At 71.6% G+C, this 18,183-nt stretch carries 18 protein-coding genes; 8 read left to right on the top strand and 10 right to left on the bottom strand.

Annotated elements, in window-relative coordinates:
* Window positions 1-176 precede the first annotated feature (176 nt).
* Both ABZS71_RS25610 and ABZS71_RS25605 read left to right on the top strand, forming a co-directional pair.
* Complete coding sequence (locus ABZS71_RS25610) at window positions 177-578, top strand: nuclear transport factor 2 family protein (RefSeq protein ID WP_356213885.1); 402 nt, start codon at window positions 177-179, stop codon at window positions 576-578.
* 71 nt (window positions 579-649) lie between these two features.
* Window positions 650-1,621, top strand: a complete 972-nt coding sequence (locus ABZS71_RS25605; protein ID WP_356213873.1) for an alpha/beta hydrolase — start codon at window positions 650-652, stop codon at window positions 1,619-1,621.
* A gap of 71 nt (window positions 1,622-1,692) precedes the next feature.
* Here ABZS71_RS25605 and ABZS71_RS25600 read toward each other — a convergent pair whose 3' ends face one another.
* The gene (locus ABZS71_RS25600; RefSeq protein WP_355842456.1) at window positions 1,693-2,280 is read right to left on the bottom strand and encodes an HhH-GPD-type base excision DNA repair protein; all 588 of its coding nucleotides are present in this window, start codon (window positions 2,278-2,280) and stop codon (window positions 1,693-1,695) included.
* Window positions 2,281-2,440: 160 nt separating this feature from the next.
* Here ABZS71_RS25600 and ABZS71_RS25595 point away from each other — a divergent pair, with 160 nt between their 5' ends.
* Together ABZS71_RS25595 and ABZS71_RS25590 are read left to right on the top strand one after the other, a co-directional pair.
* Window positions 2,441-3,226 carry a SigB/SigF/SigG family RNA polymerase sigma factor gene (locus ABZS71_RS25595; protein ID WP_355842453.1) on the top strand — a complete coding sequence of 262 codons (786 nt, stop codon included), beginning with the start codon at window positions 2,441-2,443 and terminating at the stop codon, window positions 3,224-3,226.
* 29 nt (window positions 3,227-3,255) lie between these two features.
* Entirely contained in the window at window positions 3,256-3,924 is a 669-nt protein-coding gene (locus ABZS71_RS25590) for a dienelactone hydrolase family protein (RefSeq protein ID WP_356213871.1), read from the top strand.
* Window positions 3,925-3,930: 6 nt separating this feature from the next.
* Here the strand turns inward: ABZS71_RS25590 and ABZS71_RS25585 are convergent, their stop codons facing one another.
* The gene (locus tag ABZS71_RS25585; RefSeq protein WP_356213869.1) at window positions 3,931-4,992 is read right to left on the bottom strand and encodes an ATP-dependent DNA ligase; all 1,062 of its coding nucleotides are present in this window, start codon (window positions 4,990-4,992) and stop codon (window positions 3,931-3,933) included.
* A 78-nt stretch (window positions 4,993-5,070) separates the two neighbouring features.
* Here ABZS71_RS25585 and ligD point away from each other — a divergent pair, with 78 nt between their 5' ends.
* Together ligD and ABZS71_RS25575 are read left to right on the top strand one after the other, a co-directional pair.
* Window positions 5,071-6,075 (top strand): non-homologous end-joining DNA ligase, encoded by a 1,005-nt coding sequence (gene ligD, locus ABZS71_RS25580; protein ID WP_355842444.1) that lies wholly within the window; start codon window positions 5,071-5,073, stop codon window positions 6,073-6,075.
* Window positions 6,076-6,109: 34 nt separating this feature from the next.
* Window positions 6,110-7,120 carry a helix-turn-helix domain-containing protein gene (locus tag ABZS71_RS25575; protein ID WP_356213867.1) on the top strand — a complete coding sequence of 337 codons (1,011 nt, stop codon included), beginning with the start codon at window positions 6,110-6,112 and terminating at the stop codon, window positions 7,118-7,120.
* Here ABZS71_RS25575 and ABZS71_RS25570 read toward each other — a convergent pair.
* The 7 genes from ABZS71_RS25570 to ABZS71_RS25540 all read right to left on the bottom strand — a co-directional run bounded on the left by ABZS71_RS25570 (window position 7,117) and on the right by ABZS71_RS25540 (window position 14,103).
* Window positions 7,117-8,244, bottom strand: coding sequence for an asparaginase (locus tag ABZS71_RS25570; protein WP_356213865.1), 1,128 nt, complete (start codon window positions 8,242-8,244; stop codon window positions 7,117-7,119). The two genes, ABZS71_RS25575 and ABZS71_RS25570, sit on opposite strands and share 4 nt — an antisense overlap.
* 61 nt (window positions 8,245-8,305) lie before the next feature.
* A complete protein-coding gene (locus ABZS71_RS25565) occupies window positions 8,306-10,408 on the bottom strand; it encodes a SpoIIE family protein phosphatase (protein WP_356213863.1) in 2,103 nt (700 codons plus the stop codon).
* Between the two features lie 87 nt (window positions 10,409-10,495).
* Window positions 10,496-11,350, bottom strand: coding sequence for a caspase family protein (locus ABZS71_RS25560; RefSeq protein WP_356213861.1), 855 nt, complete (start codon window positions 11,348-11,350; stop codon window positions 10,496-10,498).
* Between the two features lie 43 nt (window positions 11,351-11,393).
* Entirely contained in the window at window positions 11,394-12,401 is a 1,008-nt protein-coding gene (locus ABZS71_RS25555; RefSeq protein WP_356213859.1) for a hypothetical protein, read from the bottom strand.
* 466 nt (window positions 12,402-12,867) lie between these two features.
* Window positions 12,868-13,065, bottom strand: coding sequence for a hypothetical protein (locus ABZS71_RS25550; protein WP_356213857.1), 198 nt, complete (start codon window positions 13,063-13,065; stop codon window positions 12,868-12,870).
* A 76-nt stretch (window positions 13,066-13,141) separates the two neighbouring features.
* Complete coding sequence (locus ABZS71_RS25545; protein ID WP_355842431.1) at window positions 13,142-13,627, bottom strand: hypothetical protein; 486 nt, start codon at window positions 13,625-13,627, stop codon at window positions 13,142-13,144.
* A gap of 50 nt (window positions 13,628-13,677) precedes the next feature.
* Complete coding sequence (locus ABZS71_RS25540; RefSeq protein ID WP_356213855.1) at window positions 13,678-14,103, bottom strand: ATP-binding protein; 426 nt, start codon at window positions 14,101-14,103, stop codon at window positions 13,678-13,680.
* A 535-nt stretch (window positions 14,104-14,638) separates the two neighbouring features.
* Here ABZS71_RS25540 and ABZS71_RS25535 point away from each other — a divergent pair.
* The gene (locus ABZS71_RS25535) at window positions 14,639-15,454 is read left to right on the top strand and encodes an SDR family NAD(P)-dependent oxidoreductase (RefSeq protein WP_356213883.1); all 816 of its coding nucleotides are present in this window, start codon (window positions 14,639-14,641) and stop codon (window positions 15,452-15,454) included.
* Between the two features lie 177 nt (window positions 15,455-15,631).
* Here ABZS71_RS25535 and ABZS71_RS25530 read toward each other — a convergent pair whose 3' ends face one another.
* Entirely contained in the window at window positions 15,632-17,038 is a 1,407-nt protein-coding gene (locus ABZS71_RS25530; RefSeq protein WP_356213853.1) for a hypothetical protein, read from the bottom strand.
* 278 nt (window positions 17,039-17,316) lie between these two features.
* Here ABZS71_RS25530 and ABZS71_RS25525 point away from each other — a divergent pair, with 278 nt between their 5' ends.
* Window positions 17,317-18,183 carry a helix-turn-helix transcriptional regulator gene (locus ABZS71_RS25525; RefSeq protein WP_356213851.1) on the top strand — a complete coding sequence of 289 codons (867 nt, stop codon included), beginning with the start codon at window positions 17,317-17,319 and terminating at the stop codon, window positions 18,181-18,183.

Genomic DNA, 18,183 nt, shown 5'->3' with positions numbered 1-18,183 from the left:
CGGTCTCCGGCTCCCATGTCGGCCTCCGCGTCGGCCCGACCATGAACGGCCGCAGCGCGATCGACACCGCCGCCCGGCGGATCGGTTATACGCAGCGGCGCCGTTCTCTGTGCGCTTGCGTGAGAACCATCGTTCTCGGCTGTGGAGGAGCTCTGCCATAACCGAGTCGAAGCCCCCTGTTGCCGCCGTTCACGGAGGAGACCGCCCGCCTCAAGGTCCAGCTCGCCGAGGACGCGTGGAACAGCAAGGACCCCGCCCGGGTCGCCCTCGCGTACGCCGAGGACTCCGAGTGGCGTAATCGGGATGTGTTCCTGGACGGCCGGGATGAGATCGTCGGATTCCTGACCGGCAAATGGGAGCGCGAGCTGGGCTATCGGCTGCTCAAGGAGCTGTGGGCCTACACCGGCGACCGGATCGCTGTCCGCTTCGAGTACGAGTACCACGACACCGAGGGGCAGTGGTTCCGCGCCTATGGCAATGAGAACTGGGAGTTCGACGAGAGGGGCCTGATGCGCAGGCGGTACGCCGGCATCAATGAACTGCCCATCACCGCCGACGAGCGCCGCGTCGCGGTCTGAGCGGCCGACCGGCGCGGAGGAGCGGCGGTGCCGCAGCCGTCGCACCCCGAGGAGAGGCAGAGGAGAAGCAGATGTTCCGCAGCAGCGCGACCGCCCGGCCCGTCCTCGAGCCCGCCGCGGCGGCGTTCGCCGAGTCCACCGCGAAGCCGCCCTACCTGTACCAGATGTCGCCCGCCGAGGGCCGCCGTACGGTCGACGAGGTGCAGTCCGGCGAGATCCCCAAGCCGGAGGTGGACGAGGAGTGGATCAGCGTCACCGGAATCCCGGCCGGCGGGGTCAAGGCACGGATCATCCGCCCGCCGGGGGCCGCCGGCACCCTCCCGGTGATCCTCTACATTCATGGCGCGGGGTGGGTGTTCGGCAACGCCCACACCCATGACCGGCTGGTCCGGGAGCTGGCCGTCGCCACCGGCGCCGCCGTCGTCTTCCCGGAATACGACCTCTCGCCCGAGGCCCGCTATCCGGTGGCCCTGGAGCAGAGCTACGCGGTCGGGCAGTGGATCGTGGCCCATGGCGAGGGGGCGGGGCTCGACCCTTCCCGGATCGCGGTGGCCGGGGACTCGGTGGGTGGCAACATGGCCACCGCCCTCACCCTGCTGGCCAAGGAGCGCGGCGATCTGTCCCTGGTCCAGCAGGTGCTCTTCTACCCCGTCACCGACGCCGGCTTCGACACCGGTTCGTACGAGCAGTTCGCGGAGGGCTACTTCCTCACCCGCGAGGGGATGAAGTGGTTCTGGGACCAGTACACCACCGATCCCGCGCAGCGCGCCGAGATCACCGCCTCACCGCTGCGCGCCACCCACGAGCAGCTCGCCGGGCTGCCGCCGGCTCTCGTGATCACCGGAGAGGCAGATGTGCTGCGCGACGAGGGCGAGGCGTACGCGAACAAGCTCCGCGAGGCCGGCGTCCCGGTCACCGCGATGCGGATGCAGGGCATCATCCATGACTTCGTCATGCTCGACGCGCTCCGCGACACCCATGCGGCGCGGGCCGCGCTCACCATGGCCGTGGACACCCTGCGCGGAGCGCTGCACGGCGCCTGAGACCGCGCGGCTCCGAGCGCGGCCCCTGAGCGCGGCTCCGAGACCGGGCGGCTCCGGGAAGCGCCCCGCGCTCACCCCCCGGCGGCGCCCTTGGCCTGCCGCTTCATCTGCTGCTTATGGGCGCGGACCTTGGCCAGCGACTCGGGCCCGGTGATATCGGCCACCGAGCGGTACGCGCCCTCCTCTCCGTAGACGCCGGCGGCCTCGCGCCAGCCCTTGCGCCTGACCCCCAGCCGTTTGCCGAGCAGTGCGAGAAAGATCTGCGCCTTCTGCTTGCCGAACCCGGGCAGCGCGTTCAGCCGCCGGAGCAGTTCCTCGCCGGTCTCGACGTCGCGCCACAGGTTGGTCGGGTCACCGTCGTAGTGCTCGACCAGGTACTGGCACAGCTGCTGGATCCGCTTGGCCATCGAGCCGGGGTAGCGGTGCACGGCCGGCTTCTCCGAGAGCAGCGCCGCGAACCGCTCGGGGTCGTACGCGGCGATCTCATGGGCGTCCAGATCGTCCGTGCCCATGCGCTGAGCGATGGTGTACGGGCCGGAGAACGCCCACTCCATGGGCACCTGCTGATCCAGCAGCATCCCGATCATGAGGGCCAGCGGGCTGCGCTCCAGCAACGCGTCGGCCTCGGGTTGCTGGGCGAGCTGAAGGGTGGTGTCCATCCTCCGTGAGTACCCCCGGCCGGGCTCTCCAACCGGCCGACGGCCCCATGCCCACCAAAGAGGGATGAAGCACCACCAATTCGGTCGAATTGCGAGCCATTAAGGATCATGCGAGTCTGGTGGCGACCGCCGTGACATCGGACCACGGAGGCGAGTGATCATGTCAGCAACCGCGACTCGCCGACGACGCCATGACGACACTCCCGACACCGGCGGTGCCTTCCTGCGTCTGTCCCGGCTCCCGTCGGGGCCCGAACGCGACGCGCTCCGCGAGGCGATCATCTGCGCCTGGCTGCCCGTCGCGAAACGCCTCGCGCTGCGCTTCCGCAACAAGGGCGAGAATATGGAGGACCTCACTCAGGTCGCCTCGCTGGCCCTGGTGAAGGCTGTCGACCGCTATGACCCGGACCTCGGCCATGCCTTCCCCTCCTATGCGATCCCCGTCATCACCGGTGAGCTCAAGCGCCACTTCCGCGACTATCTGTGGACGCTGCACATCCCCCGCAACATCCAGGAGGTCCGCTCCCGCACCCGTTCCGCCCGCGACGCGCTGGAGCAGGAGCTGGGCGGCCGTACCCCCACCGTCAAAGAGATCTGTGTCCGCACCGGTATGCCCCAGGAGGATGTGAAGGCCGGTCTGGAGGCCAGCGCCTCCTGCACCCCGCTGTCCCTCAACGCCGCGGTCCAGGGCGCCGAGGAGCGGCTGCTCGCGGAGACGGTGGGCTCGGACGACGCCGCGATCGAACGCGTCGTCAACCGGGAGGCGCTGCGGGTACTGATCGCGGATCTCTCCGAGCAGGACCGCTACGTCCTGTATCTGCGGTTCTTCGCCGGCCTCTCGCAGAGTCAGATCGGCGAGATCCTCGGCTTCTCGCAGATGCACATATCCCGCAGGCTCTCCCGGCTCTACAGCGAGCTGCGCCAAGGCCTGCTGGCCTACGCATAAGCTCCCAACCCCCCGGCAGGAGGTGGCCGATGCGCTCCGAGACCGCCCGTATCGCCGCGGACGACGCCATGCTCGTGGGCGATCTGGCCCTTCCCGAACCGGCCATCGGCGTGGTGGCCTTCGCGCACGGCAGCGGCAGCTCCCGGCACAGCCCGCGCAACCGCGCGGTGGCCCGGGCGCTCCAGGAGGCGGGCCTCGCCACCCTGCTGTTCGATCTGCTCACCGAGGCCGAGGAGCGGGTGGACGCGATCACCGCAGAGCATCGCTTCGACATTCCGCTGCTCAGCCGACGGCTGGTGGGGGCGGTCGACTGGCTCGCCGGACATCCGGCCACCTCCGGGCTGCCGGTCGGCCTGTTCGGCGCCAGTACGGGCGCGGCGGCCGCCCTGACGGCGGCGGCGGAGCGGCCCGAGCGGGTAGGCGCCGTGGTCTCCCGCGGCGGCCGCCCCGACCTCGCGGGCGGGGCGCTGAGCCGGGTGAGGGCCCCGGTGCTGTTGATCGTGGGCGGGGACGACCACGAGGTGCTGCGGCTGAACGAGCAGGCGGCCGCCATGCTCGCCGCCCCGCACGAGATCTACGTAGTGCCCGGGGCGAGCCATCTCTTCGAGGAGCCCGGGACCCTGGAGCAGGCTGCCGAGGCGGCGCGCGACTGGTTCGTCCGCGCGTTCAACCGCCCGGCCCGTAACGCCAAGCGGTGACCTCCGCTAGGAGCCCAGCACCTCCCGCAGGTCGTAGCAGACCGGCTCCTCCAGCTGCGCGTAGGTGCACTCCCGCGGCTCGCGGTCGGGCCGCCAGCGCCGGAACCGGGCCGTGTGCCGGAAGCGGTCGCCCTGCATATGGTCGTACGCCACCTCGCACACCCGCTCCGGGCGCAGCGGCACCCACGACAGGTCCTTGACGCCGGTCCAGCGGCTCGGCGCGCCCGGCATCCGGCCCTGGGCATGCGCCTCCTCCCGCGCCCAGTCGGCCCAGGGGTGGCCCTCCACCGTGGGCATGTGCAGCGGCTCCAGCTCGGCCATCAGCTCCTTGCGGCGGCGCATCGAGAAGGCGGCACACACGCCGACGTGCTGGAGGCGCCCGGTGTCGTCGTAGAGGCCGAGCAGCAGGGAGCCGACGACGGGGCCGGACTTGTGGTACCGCATTCCGGCCACCACACAGTCGGCGGTGCGTTCGTGCTTGACCTTGATCATGACCCGCTCGCCGGGCCGGTAGCCGAGGTCGTGGCGCTTGGCGACGACGCCGTCGAGCCCTGCCCCCTCGAAGTGCTCGAACCACTGCCGGGCCACGTCGAGATCGTCGGTCCAGGGGGCGGTGAACACCGGGTCGGCGGCGTCGCGCAGCGCCTCGGTCAGCGCGTCCCGGCGCTCGCGCAGCGGGGTGTCCATGAGCGAGGCGTCGCCCAGGGCGAGCAGGTCGAAGGCGACGAAGCTCGCCGGGGTCTTCTCGGCCAGCAGCCGGACCCGGGACTCGGCGGGGTGGATGCGCTCCAGAAGGGCGTCGAAGTCGAGGCGTCCGTCGCGCACGATGACGATCTCGCCGTCCACGACGCAGCGGCGCGGGAGGTTGGCGAGGAGCGCGTCGGCCAGTTCGGGGAAGTAGCGGGTGAGCGGCTTTCCCGAGCGGCTGCCGATCTCGATCTCGTCCCCGTCGCGGAAGACGATGGCCCTGAAGCCGTCCCATTTGGCCTCGTAGCGCATTCCGGGCGGGATCGCGGCCGCGGACTTGGCCAGCATGGGCGCCACGGGGGGCATCACGGGAAGGTCCATGAGGTCCGATTGTCCGCCGGTCGCGGCCCGCGCGCCCGCCGGGAGGTGACCTTGGGCGGGCAGGCCTAGCGTGGCGGTATGGGAGAAGCGGTGGAGCTGACAGTCGGTGAGCGCACGGTGCGGCTGACCAACCCCGAGAAGGTGTACTTTCCGCAGCGCGGGTTCACCAAGCTCGACGTCGCCCGCTACTACCTGGCCGTCGGCGACGGCGCGCTGCGGGCGCTGCGCAACCGGCCGACGACGCTGGAGCGCTACCCGGACGGCGTAGAGGGGGAGTCCTTCTTCCAGAAGCGGGCGCCGAAGAACCTCCCCGACTGGATCCCGACCGGCCGTATCTCCTTCCCCAGCGGCCGGCACGCGGACGAGATGTGTCCCACCGAGCCGGCGGCCGTGGTGTGGGCGGCGAACCTGGGGTGTCTGACCTTCCACCCCTGGCCCGTACGGTGCGGGGACACCGAGCACCCCGATGAGCTGCGCATCGACCTCGATCCGCAGCCGGGCACGGACTACCCGGACGCGGTGCGCGCCGCCGGGGAGCTGCGCGAGGTGCTGGACGAGCTGGGGCTGCGCGGCTGGCCGAAGACCTCGGGCGGCCGGGGGCTGCACGTCTTCGTCCCGATCGAGCCGCAGTGGACCTTTACGCAGGTACGGCGGTCCGCGATCGCCATCGCGCGGGAGCTGGAGCGGCGGGCTCCGGAGCGGGTCACGACCGCGTGGTGGAAGGAGGAGCGCGGCAAGAAGATCTTCGTGGACTACAACCAGACCGCCCGCGACCGCACCATCGCCAGCGCCTACTCCGTACGCCCCCAGCCGCACGCCCCAGTGTCCGCACCGCTGCGCTGGGAGGAGGTGCCTGACGCCCGGCCGCGCGACTTCGACCTGGTGACCATGCCGGTGCGCTACCGCGATCTGGGCGATGTGCACGCGGACATGGAGGAGCACGCCTACCGGCTGGAGGCGGCGCTGGAGCTGGCGGACCGGGACGAGCGGGAGCACGGGCTGGGCGACCTCCCCTATCCTCCGGAGCATCCGAAGATGAAGGGCGAGCCGAAGCGGGTGCAGCCGAGCCGCGCCAAGCCGTGATAGCCGGATCGAGGGGGTGTGCAAGACTCGCGCCATGCCCGTCTTCTCGTCCGCCGATCGCCATCGGGTCGCGGTGCTCGTCCGGCACGGGCTGCTGCCGTTCGAGCTGGGGATGGTGCACCGGCTGTTCGGCCGGGCCGTATCGGCGGCGGGCGAGCCGCTGTACGAGGTGGTGACCTGCGCGCTGGTCCCCGGTGAGGTGCGGACGGACGCCGACGTCAGCATGAACGTCGCCCACGGCCCGGACGCCCTGCGCGAGGCCGGCACCGTGCTCGTCCCGGCCGCCAATGAGGCGGACGAGCCGCAGACCGACGGCCGCCTCGGCGCCCACCTCACCGACGCCTTCGCCCGGATCCGCCCCGGCACCCGCATCGCCTCGATCTGCACGGGCGCCTTCGTCCTGGCGGCCGCCGGGCTGCTCGACGGCCGCCGGGCGACGACGCACTGGCAGGCCGCCGACCGGTTCCGCGAGCTGTTCCCGGCCGTGGAGCTCGACCCGGACGTCCTCTACGCGGACGAGGGCGAGGTGCTGACCTCGGCCGGGGACGCCTCCGGTATCGATCTCCTGCTGCATATGATCCGGCGCGACCACGGCTCGGCGGTGGCGGGCGAGGTCGCCCGCGGGGCGGTCGTGGCCCCGCACCGCGAGGGCGGCCAGGCGCAGTTCATCCGGCGGCCGGTCCCTGAGCAGCGCGGCGCGTCCACCGGCGCGGCCCGCGCCTGGGCGCTGACCCGGCTGGGCCGTCCGCTGAGCCTGCGGGAGCTGGCCGAGCGGGAGTCGATGAGCGTACGGACCTTCTCCCGCCGGTTCCGGGAGGAGGTCGGAATGACCCCGGTGCGGTGGCTGACCCAGCGACGCGTCGAACGCGCCCGGCAGCTGCTGGAGGAGACCGATCTGCCGGTGGACCGGGTGGCGGCGGACGCGGGCTTCGGTACGGCGGCCTCTCTGCGGCAGCATCTGCACACAGCCCTCGGCGTCTCCCCGAGCGCCTACCGCACCACGTTCCGGGGTACCGTCCGGTCCGCTCCCGAGGGTTCTGGCTAGCTACCGGGGGGCCGGAACTGGGCCGTGCCCAGGGTGTCGAACCACTTTTGGATCCGGTGCTCGTTGTGCGTGGTGGCGAGCGAGAGCAGGAGCAGGAGGCGGGCCTTCTGCGGGGTGAGATCCTCGGCGCCGATGACACCGCGGACATGGGGGTCGTAGACGGCACCCGAACCGGTGCGGGACGCGGAGGCGAAGAGCACACCGTTCTTGACCGCGTCGTCGCGCGCCTCGGTCATGGCCGGGGAGATGCCGCCCGCCCCGGTGCCCGCGGTGACGACGCCGGCCGCTCCGGCGTCGGCGAACGCCTTGATGGCCTCGGGCCCCGCGCCCTGATAGCTGTAGGCGATCTCGACCTTCGGCAGTGGCCGCCGGGCGATCCTGCCCAGGTCGAACGGGGTCTTCCAGCCGCTCTTGCCGCACTGCTCGGCCCGGGCGGGCGCGCGGTTGACGCGGATGTGGTTCTGGTCGATGACGCCGAGCTCACCGCTGCTGCCACTGCTGAAGGCGTTCAGCCGGAGCGCGTCGGTCTTGCGCACCTCACGGGCGGCATGGATCTCGTCGTTGAGCATCACCACGGTGCCGAAGCAGGTGGTCCGTCCGCTGGCGGCGAGGTGGATCGCGTTGTAGAGATTGGCCGGGGCGTCGGAGCCGATCACCGTCCAGGGGCGCATCGCGCCGGTGAGGACGACCGGCTTGTCGCTGCGGACGGTCAGGTCCAGCCAGTAGGCGAACTCCTCCATGGTGTCCGTACCGGTGGTGACCACGACCCCGTCGTTGTACTTCAGGGCGTGGTCGACCGTGGCGGTCAGCCGGCGGTACTCGGGGATCGAGTAGTTGTTGGAGTCCTTGTTGCCGAACTGCTGGGTGGTGACGGCGGCGATCCGGTCCACATCGGGTCTCAGGTCGCGCACCAGCCGGGACACCGGCAGCTTCCCCGCCTCGTAGTCGTCGAAGGACACCTTGCTCTTGCTGACGCCCGCGATGGTGCCGCCGGTGCCGATGACGGCCACCTTCGGGGTGGGTTTCGGGTGCGGCTCCGCGGCTCCCGTGAGGGACGCCGTCGGGCCCAGGGCGACGGTCACCAGGGCGATCAGCACGGTGGAACGGCGGGCGAGCTGGTGCATCGGGAAGGTCGTCTCATCGGCAGCATTGCGCGGACTTCTGGCTTTCCGGCCATTTTCAGCATTAACCACCCACGGCGGCCACGCCACCGGACGGCGAGGGTCGCCGCAGCCGGGCCAGCAGCAGGGCCACATCGTCGTCGGGCGCCCCGTGCAGCGCGGCGAGCACCTGGTCGCAGATCCGCTCCAGCGAGCCGTGATGGCGGCGCAGCAGCTGGACCAGGGTGTGCAGACCGACGTCGAGGGACTGATGGCGCTTCTCCACCAGGCCGTCGGTGAACAGGGCCAGCACCGCCCCCTCGGACAGTTCGCAGTGCACCGCCGAGAAGGGGACGCCACCAACGCCGAGCGGCGCGCCGGTGGGGATGTCGATGAGCTCGGCGTCGCCGCCGGGGTGCGCCAGGACGGGGGGCAGATGGCCGGCGGTGGACAGTTCGCAGTGTCCGGTGTGCGGATCGCAGACGGCGTAGAGACAGGTGGCGATCGACTCGCCCAGGGTGCGGGTGATCTCGTCGAGGTGGCCCAGCAGCTCGACGGGGCGCATGTCGAGCTGGGAGAAGGCCCGGGTGGCGGTGCGCAGTTGGCCCATGATCGCGGCGGCGTGGATGCCCTTGCCCATGACGTCCCCGACCACGAGCCCCACCTTGCCGTCCTGGAGGGGCAGCACATCGAACCAGTCGCCGCCGGCGGCGCTGACCGCGGGCAGATAGCGGGAGGCGATCTCCAGACCGTCGAGGTCGCGCGGCTGCTGGGAGAGCAGGCTGCGCTGAAGGGTGAGCGCGGCGTCGCGCTCACGCCCGTACAGCCGGGCGTTGTCGATGCACAGGGCGGCCCTGATGGCGAGTTCGCAGGCGAGGGTGAGGTCCTGTTCGTCGAAGGGCTTGGGGTTGACGGTGCGGTGCAGGCTGAGGGTGCCGAGCACACTGCCGCGGGCGATCAGCGGGGCGGCGAGATACGAGTGGACACCCTCGCGCAGCAGCATTTCGGCGGCGGCCTCGTCCCGGGCTATGCGGCGTACGTCCTGTTCGGTGACGTACGGCACGAAGATCGGCTGGGCGTCGCGTACACACTGGGTGATCATGCGGGTGGGGTCATAGCGGGCGATCTCACCGACCGGGTCGGCGGCGTGGACGGCCTCGGTGGGATAGCCCGCGGCGACGGCCAGCGCCCGGAAGCGGGCCGAGCCGTCGGTGCGCACCCGGGGCATGGCCTCGCGGTGCACCACGGCGTCGAGCACATCGACGGCCGCGAGGTCGGCGAGCCGGGGCACGGTCACATCGGCGAGTTCCTGGGCGGTCTGGCGCAGGTCCAAGGTGGTGCCGATGCGGACGCCCGCGTCGGCGATGACGGCCAGCCGCTCCCGCGCCTCGGCGATCTCGCTGGTCGCCCGGTGGCGCTTGGACACATCGATGACCGAGACGGCGATGCCCAGGACCCGGCCGCTGGGGTCCTCCAGCCGGTAGTACGACTCCGACCAGGCGTGATCGTGGTCGGGGTCGGCGGGGGTCCGGCCGATGCCCTGCTGGTCCAGCAGCGGCTCCCCGGACTCCAGCACATGCCGCATCGCGCCCTCGATGGCCTCGGTGTCCAGCCCCGGGAGCACCTCGGCGATCCGACGGCCGCGCACCAGGGGCTCGGTCACGCCGTTCATCTGCTGCAGGGAGGGGTTGGCGCGCACCCAGCGCAGCTCGGTGTCGAACACCGCGAGGCCCACGGGCGACTGTTTGACCAGGAAGCCCGATACGGCCAGGTCGGTCTCCAACCGCCGTACGGTCCCCTCGTCGGCGGCGAGCCCGAGCGCGTACACCTCGCCGTGCACATCGCGCAGGCCCATGGTGCGGAACTCCACCTGGAGGGTGGAGCCGTCCCTGTGCCGGACCGGGAAGACCCCCGCCCAGGTGTCGCCGGTCCGCACCCGGGCGAAGAGGTCCACGGCCGACCGCCGGTCGGCCGGGTGGACCAGCAGCCGGTCCGCGCGGCGCCCCAGGGCCTCAGCCGCACGGTATCCGAACAGGTGTTCCGCCTCGGGGCTCCACAGGGCGATACGCCCGTCGCCGTCCAGCACCACGGCGGCGACCCGCAAGAGGTCGAGCACGCCTCCCGGGGCGGCGGTCAGGCCGCTCATGCCCGCCTCGCCGCCCTGGTCAAGACGGTCATGCGTCGTCATACCGGCACCTCACCGGCTCGCCGTGCCCTTCTTCTGTGATACCTCGTCCGGCGGGCCGCCGCACACCAGTGGGGTACGTCGGCACGGTCAGATGGTGAACGGCCGCTGCCGGGCGAAGGCGGAGTTCGCCGCACCGGCCTGGAACAGGTTGGGGGTCTGGTCCGGGGGCATCTTCTTGACGATCTCCCGGTGCAGTCCGCGGTAACTGCCCGCGAAGGCGCCACCGCGCCAGACCTCCATCAGGGTGCCGGTGAACAGGCCGTTGACGATACCGTCCGAGGAGGTCTGATTGTCCTGGCAACCGGAGATCTGCAGCACACTGGCGTCGATCCTGGCGAGGTCCTTGGCGCTGCGGCTCTTCTGGATGCGGTCGTAGAAGTCGCGGTCGCGCTGGTAGACGGCGGACTGCACCGGATGAGGCATGGCCCGGATCTTCTTGGCGACCTCGCGGGGGTCGTCGGTGTTGAAGCGCCTGTCGAGCTCGCGGGCGCTGAGGAGCTCGGGCAGCTGTCGGGCCACGGTGCCGCTGTGGCAGCTGTCGGAGAGCATCCAGATCCGTACACCCTTGGCGAACTTCCCGAACAGCTCGAAGAGTTCGTCGTCGACCAGCTGCCGGTCGTGGAGCACCCAGGTCTCGTCCCGACGGTCGCCGGGCTCGTCATGGTTGAGGTCGGGCACCTGGCCGCCGTGGCCCGAGTAAGTGAGGAAGAGGAGGTCGCCCTCGGCCAGCCGCCCGGCCGCGGCCTCCAGGGCGGAGGTGACCCGTTCGGCGGTGGCGGCGGAGGTCAGCAGCGGATCGATGACATCGAAGCCCGCGGTGTCGGCGAGCCGGGCCATGTCCGTGGCGTCCTGCTCACAGGCGTTCAGCTCACCGCTCCAGCCGTCGTATGCCGCGGGGTCGACCTGGTTGAGTCCGATGTGGACGGAGAGGCCGATGGCCATGGTGGCTCCTTGGGTGCGTGTCGGGTGTGCTCAGGTCATGTGCTCAGGTCAGGAGGGCGGAAAGACCGGCTCCGTAATCCGGGGGAGGGTTGGGCTCGACGGCCAGGCTCTCCAGGAAATCGGGGTCGGCGCCGGCCGTCAGGGCGTCGAGGACGAGCGCGGTGAGCGCGGCGGGCGGCCGCCCGTCGCGCGGGGCGAGCTCGGGACCGCCGGGCCCAGGCCGGGCCGCCCCCCGCAGCGGCAGGCGGGGGCGCGGCCCGGTGCCGTTCGGCCGGATCTCATCGAGGGCCAGTCGCCATCCGGGGCCCTCCTCCCGGGCCGGTGGCCGCTCGGCCGCCCGCCTGGCGCGGGCGGGCAGATCCGCCAGAGCGCGGGCGGGCAGATCCGCCAGAGCGCGGGTGAGCCGGCCTGTGCCCTCGGCGAGGGTCAGGCCCGCGACGATCGGGTCGGCGGACGTCTGGTGCAGCTGGACGCCGCGCCGCGCGGGCGCACCCTCGGCGAGCGGCTCCAGGGTGGCCGGGTCGGGGGTGAGCTTCGCCATCAGGTCGGTGACCTCGACGTTACGGACGATGCCGCGGTACATCCGCCGGGAGCCGGCGTTGCTGAACAGCGCGATGCCCTGGCTGGTGGTGGTGCCGTTGATCAGGGCCCTGGCCTCCACATAGCGCACCACGGCGGGCATCAGGGAGGGATCCTCGCCGAGCACGGTCATCGGCCCGGTGACCAGCCTGCGGTAGTCGGGGCTGACCCGGCCGCCCCACTGGGAGCGGTTGCCGTAGCGCCGGGGCACCCGCCACAGCGGAAGCACGTCGTAGGGCAGATGGTTGTGCAGCTCGATCAGCCCCGGATAGAGGGTGCCACCCGTGTCAATGGGCTCGGTGTCCTCATGGCCCGGGGGCCGGGGCGCGCCGGAGGGGCGCACCGCGTCGATGACGCCGTGGCTGATGTAGAGCACACCGTCGTCGAGCACGGTGTGATGCGGGTCCATGGTGACGATCCGGCCCCGCAGCGCGAAGCGCGGTGCTTCCTCGCGAACCACCGGAGGTGGCATGGCGCGTCCCTTCACCTCGCCCCCTGGGGCGCGGAAGCCCACGAGCGACCGCCGCCCCACTAAGCGATGATGAGGTGACTTGTTCCGCCATGCCCTGTTCTCCGGACCCATATGAGGAGACGCCCGCAGGCAGGAGGAACCCGTGCACGACTTCGACCCCGGTTACGCGCAGGAGCCTTACGCCACCCGTGGGGGCCGGTCTTCCACCGCGCCGACTCGACGGCAGCGCCCGGGTCCTCGTCATCGGACAGGCTGCCGGGCAACCGTCGTGGTTCATGCAGAACTTCACCGCCGACCATCCGGTGGCCCATGGCATCCGGGCGACCGGCGAGATCGTCACGGCCACCGGGGACGGCAGGGTCGGCTTCATCGACGCGGAGGACATCGCCGCCGTCGCCGCCCGGGCACTGCTGGACGACCGGCCGCACAACACCGAGCACCTCATCACCGGGCCCGAGGCGCTCGGCTACGCCGACGTGGCGCGCATCGTCACCGAGGTCCTGGGCCGACCGGTCCGCCATATCGCCGTCGACACCGAGGCGTCCAGCGCACGGCTGGCCGCGGCCGGCATTCCGAAGGAGTTCGCCGCGGTGCTCGCCGGGCTCGACGAGGACATCCGGAACGGCGCGGAGGACCGTACGACCGACACCGTCGAGCGCGTCACGGGCCGCGCTCCCCGCTCCTTCCGCGCCTTCCGCCGACGCCCACCGCGCCGACTGGGCCCAGGGGCCCGATACGCCCTAACGGAACAGCGCGTCCGGGAGGCCGGGGCGCTCGGTGGCCTCTTCCAGGGCGGCGCGCAGGATGTGGCTGTCGGTGAGGCCGCCGCCGGGACGGATCAGCCAGACATGGCCCTGCCGGACACAGCCGGGCCGGGGGCAGCGCAGGATCCGGCCCGGTCCGGCCGCGGCCACCGTGCGGCGGCGGACGTGCGCCGTCCCCGCCAGCCACGCCTTCCACTGCGCCGCGGACCCGGGCGGTACGAGGAACGAGAGCACATGGCTGGTGGTGGTGAGCATCACCGGGCCGGTCGCCGCGTCGCGCCGCTGAAGCGCCTGGATCACCGCCGTACCGATGTCGTCGGCCATCCGGACCAGATCGAAGACCGTGCCCACCGGCAGATCGGCGAGCCCGTTGCCGTCGGCCCACTGGAGCCTTGTCAGGCCGGGGTCCTCGCTCGCGGACAGCAGCCAGTCGGCCGCGTCGGTCTCCACGGTGACCCGCATCCGGCGCTCCCCCCGCTCCCCTCCGGATCGCCCTCCCCCGATGGCGCGATTCATGACGCGATCTCGAGCGCCAGGGTGAACCACACCTTCTTGCCCCGGCCGCCGGGGTCGGGCGGTTCGGTGCCCCAGTCGCTGGCCAGATCGTCGACGATGGCCAGGCCCCGGCCGGACTCCTCGGTCAGCGCCGCCGTACGGAAGGTCGGGATGACGGGCGAGCCGTCGGACACCTCCACGCGCAGCTCACGGCCGAAGCGCTCCAGGGAGACGGTGATGGTGACGGTGTCGGCGGGACCGGAGCTGCCGTGCTCCACGGCGTTCGCGAACAGTTCGTTGGTGGCGAGGACGGCGCAGTCCACGAGCGCGCCGAGCCGCCAGTCGCGCAGATGGCCGGCGACCATGCGGCGCACGGCGGCGGCGCGGTCGGGCAGAGCGGGGAACTCGGCCCGGAAGAGCCGGCGGGTGTCCAGCGGGATCACCGTCCTCTCCCCTCGCGGGCGGGGGACGGAAACCACACCGGCAACCGGATCGGTTCGCGGGCGGCCCGCGGACACCACGACGGCACGGGCCGCTCCCATGGTCTCGCCCCCCTCATCGGCCGACGCCGGCCGCTGCGACAGTCCTTGGACGGATGGGCTCACGGTGTCGGTCCTCACGGTCCTCACGGTCCTCGTCGGTCTGTGGGCTCTGCTGGCATACAGGCACCTGGGGTGGTTGATGTCCTGGTGAGCGGGTAAGCGCATTCTGGCGACTGATGGCGTGGCATCTGGGCTGGTGACAGGTGGTGCGCGTGCCCTGCCCGACCCGCCTGGACCGGCTGCCACGGACGGAAACGGCCCGGTCGCGGTACGTGCCGGATACCGGCATGGTTCCTCCTTCGAAGGCAGCGCAAAGCGTCATCGGTCACCGTTCATGTAGACAAACGGTTGGACCGACCGACGGGCGAGAGGGCATGGGGGTTGTCCGGTTGTACGGGCGTAGTGGTTCGGGTTGTACGGTCCCGGCGTGGAAAGCGTGAGTGAGGACCGCGGCGGGCGGCTCCGCCCAGGGGGCGGGTCCGGGGTGGACGGCAAGCGGGTCCTGGTCACCGGGGGCGCCCGGGGGCTGGGCGAGCAGATTGTGCGGCTGCTGGCCGCGGACGGGGCGCGGGTGGCCACCTGTGCGCGGACGGCGGGGGATCTACGGGCGCTGGCGGCGTCGTTGAGCGACGACGGGCACGAGCGGCCGTTCATCCGCGCCCTGGATGTCACGGAGCCGGATCTGCTGGAGGAGTTCGTCAGCGCCGCGGCGGAACGTTTCAGCGGATTGGACGGCGTGGTGGCCTGCGCGGGCGGGGCCCGGGGCCGCGGCCTGGCGGAGGCCGACGCCCACGACTGGGCCCTGACCTGGGAGATGAACGTCGGTCACACGGCGCGGCTGATCAAGGCCGCGGTGCCGCATCTGCGTGGCGCGGGCGGCGGATCCGTGGTGGTGATCGCCTCCATCTCGGGCTGGAAGCCGGGGCCGCAGGCCCAGTACGGAGCGGCCAAGGCCGCCCAGATCCATCTCGCGGCCTCGCTGGCCCGCGAGTTGGGCCCGGACGGCATCCGGGTCAACGCGGTCTCGCCGGGGTCGATGCTGATCCCCGGGAAACGCTGGGACCGGATGCGCGCCGAAGACCCCGAGGCATACGCCCGGTTCGCGGCCGAGTTCCCGCAGGGCGAGCTGGTCGCCCCGCAGGAGGTCGCCCGTGTCGTCGCGTTCTTGCTGTCGGATGCGTCGAGTGGCATCTCCGGCGCGCATCTGCCGGTCGACCGCGCCCAGAACGCCCCCACGCCGGGAGGCTATTGAGCCCCCCGGCGCTCCCCCGAGCGGGGGCGAACCGGACTCCTTGGCCGGCGCGGTTCACCTCCGGGGCGCTCAAAGCCACTGTCGACGGTCGACCGTGCTCGGCCACTCGTTCCTCGCGGCCTCCGCGCGCTCTCCCTTACAACAGCGGCGCGCCCCTTCGGCTCACTCGCCCGCCAGTCAGGCGGCCGCGCCGAGCACGGTCCGGGAGCGATGCTCGAACTCCCGGACCATGGGCTCCCCGCGGCGCGGTCGCAGCCGGGTGCGGAAGTCGCGCAGCGCCTGGATCGAGCGCTCGCTGTGCACCCCGCTGAGCATGTCCAGCGCCTCGCCCGCGGTTCCGATGGCCTCGTCCAGCCGGTTCTGCTGGAGATAGGCCGTGGCCAGGACGGATCGGCTGATGGCCTGGCGACGGCGCCGGTCGGCGTTGGCACGCACCGACTCGGCGGCCGCGTGCTCGGCCTCCGCGGCATTGCCGAGGTCGCGGAAGCACAGCGCCGCCTCGGCCGCCAGATAGTGATGGTCGAGGAAGCGCACCCAGGGCGACTCCTGCTCGGGGCCGCGGCTCGCCTCCAGTTGGGCGTCGGCCGCGCGCAGCGACTTGGACGCCTCCCGCGGCTGGTCGAGCGCCGCGTACCCGCGGGCCGCCATGGCGTGCAGCCGCATCAGGCCGAGCGGACTGCCCGCGTGCTTCGCCGTCGCGACGCCGACCCGGGCCAGCTCGACCCCTGCCTCCGGCTGGCCCAGGTTGGTCGCGAGATGGGAGAGACCGGCCAGGATCTGGCCGCCGAGCACCCGGTCGCCGCCCTCGGCGCACAGCCGCAGCGCCTGGGTCATATAGCGCTGGGCCAGGCCGTATTCGGCGTTGTCGTAGCTGCTCCAGCCGGCCATCGCGGCCAGCTTGGCCGCCGCGGTGAACAGCTGGCGCCGCTCGTGCGGCGGCGCGCCGCGCTGCTGGAGCATGGGGACGACCTCGGTCGACAGATAGAGCACGATGCTGGCGCGGACCTGACCGCCGCCGAAGCGGTTGTCCATCTCGTCGAACATGTTGATGGCCGCGTGGACCTGCTCGACGCGGCCGCCGTCGGCCGCGGGGACCGGACGACGGGCGGCGTCCTGGTTCTCGACCAGCCACAGCAGCCATTCGCGCTGTGGGGTCACCAGCGCGCCGGCGACAAAGGGCACCGCACCCAGCAGGCTGCGGCGGGAGATATCGGTGGAGCCGAGTTCGGCGAGCGTGTGCAAGGTCTCTGCTACGTCCTCCCGGTAGGCCAGCGCTCTGGCGACGACCGGGCGCTGTCGGTCGGAGATGAAGCCGAGCTCGGCGGGGGCCACGGGCCGGCCGAGCCGGTGGGAGAGCACGGCGGCGATCAGGTCCGGCGTATTGCCACGCGGCTGTCCGCCCTGCAGCCAGCGGGTGACGGACGCCTTGTCGTAGTTCGACTCGCGCCCCTGTCTACGTCCTAACTCATTGACTCGCAGGGCCAAGGAGGCGTAGGAGCACCCGGATTCCTTGAGAGCCGCAGCCAACGCCGCGTTGTCTGCGATGCCTTGGCGTCTGCCGACCGGCTGTGCGTGATGCGTCACCGTGACCGCCCTGAGCTCGAGCCACGGCGGTCTGCGGGATCCCCGTCGCGCGGTGCCGACCGGGTGGCCGGGCACCTCAACGACGCTGTGGACAAGGGTGGTTGGGAGCCCTCGCCATGGAGGGTGAGATGGGTCACGTGCTCACTATGCGTGGTGACGCGCTCACCCCGCAACCTTCGGTCTGATAATTTCAAAGCGTTCGACTCGCTCTGTCTGTGTCGTCAGTCGCGTGGCACACTGTGCAGGCATATGACAGCCATTCCTCCGGGAGGCGGGACGTGAGTGAGGCACGGCCGGCCAGCGCCGCCCCCACCGTCTTACGCAGAGTCCTCGGCAAACGCCTGCGCCATCTGCGTGAGCGGGCCAAGGTCTCCTTCGAAGAGGCAGCCCAGACCATCGAGGTCACCCCGCTCACCGTCCGCCGGATGGAGAAGGCGGAGGTCGGGCTCAAGATCCCGTATCTGAAGGAGCTGCTGCGGAACTACGGAGTCCGCGGCCCGGAGATCGAGGACTTCCTCGCCCTGGCACGCGAGGCCAACCAGCCCGGGTGGTGGCATCAGTTCCGGGATGTGCTGCCCGACTGGTTCAGTGCGTATGTCAGCCTGGAGAGCGAGGCCACCGTCATCCGTGCGTATGAGCCGCACTACGTCCCCGGGCTGCTCCAGACCGAGGACTACGCCCGCGCGGTGCTGCGCATCGGCTTCCCCAATGTCACCGAGGCGGAGCTGGAGCGCCGGATCGCCTTGCGCGTCAAGCGGCAGACCCTGCTCGCCAAGCCGGACGCGCCGACCATCTGGGCCATCCTCGACGAGACGGCGCTGCGCCGCCCCATCGGCGGCCACGAGGTGATGCGCCATCAGATCGACCACATGATCGACAGCTTGGAGAGACCCAAGGTCAGGCTGCAGATCATGCGGTTCGCGGCGGGTGGGCACCCCGGGGCCTTCGGCCCGTTCCACTACTTCCGCTTCGGATTCTCCGAACTGCCGGACGTCGTCTACACCGAGAGCCTGACGGGCGCGGTCTACGTCGAACAGCCGGCCGAAGTCGTCGCCTATCTGGAGGTCCTGGACCGGATGGCCGTCCAGGCCGAACCGATCGGCGACACCAGCACCATCCTGGCCGAACTACGTAAGGAGCTCTGA

It is taken from the genome of Streptomyces sp. NPDC005393, assembly GCF_040606675.1.
GTDB lineage: Bacteria > Actinomycetota > Actinomycetes > Streptomycetales > Streptomycetaceae > Streptomyces.
This window is presented reverse-complemented; position numbering and strand designations above follow the sequence as displayed.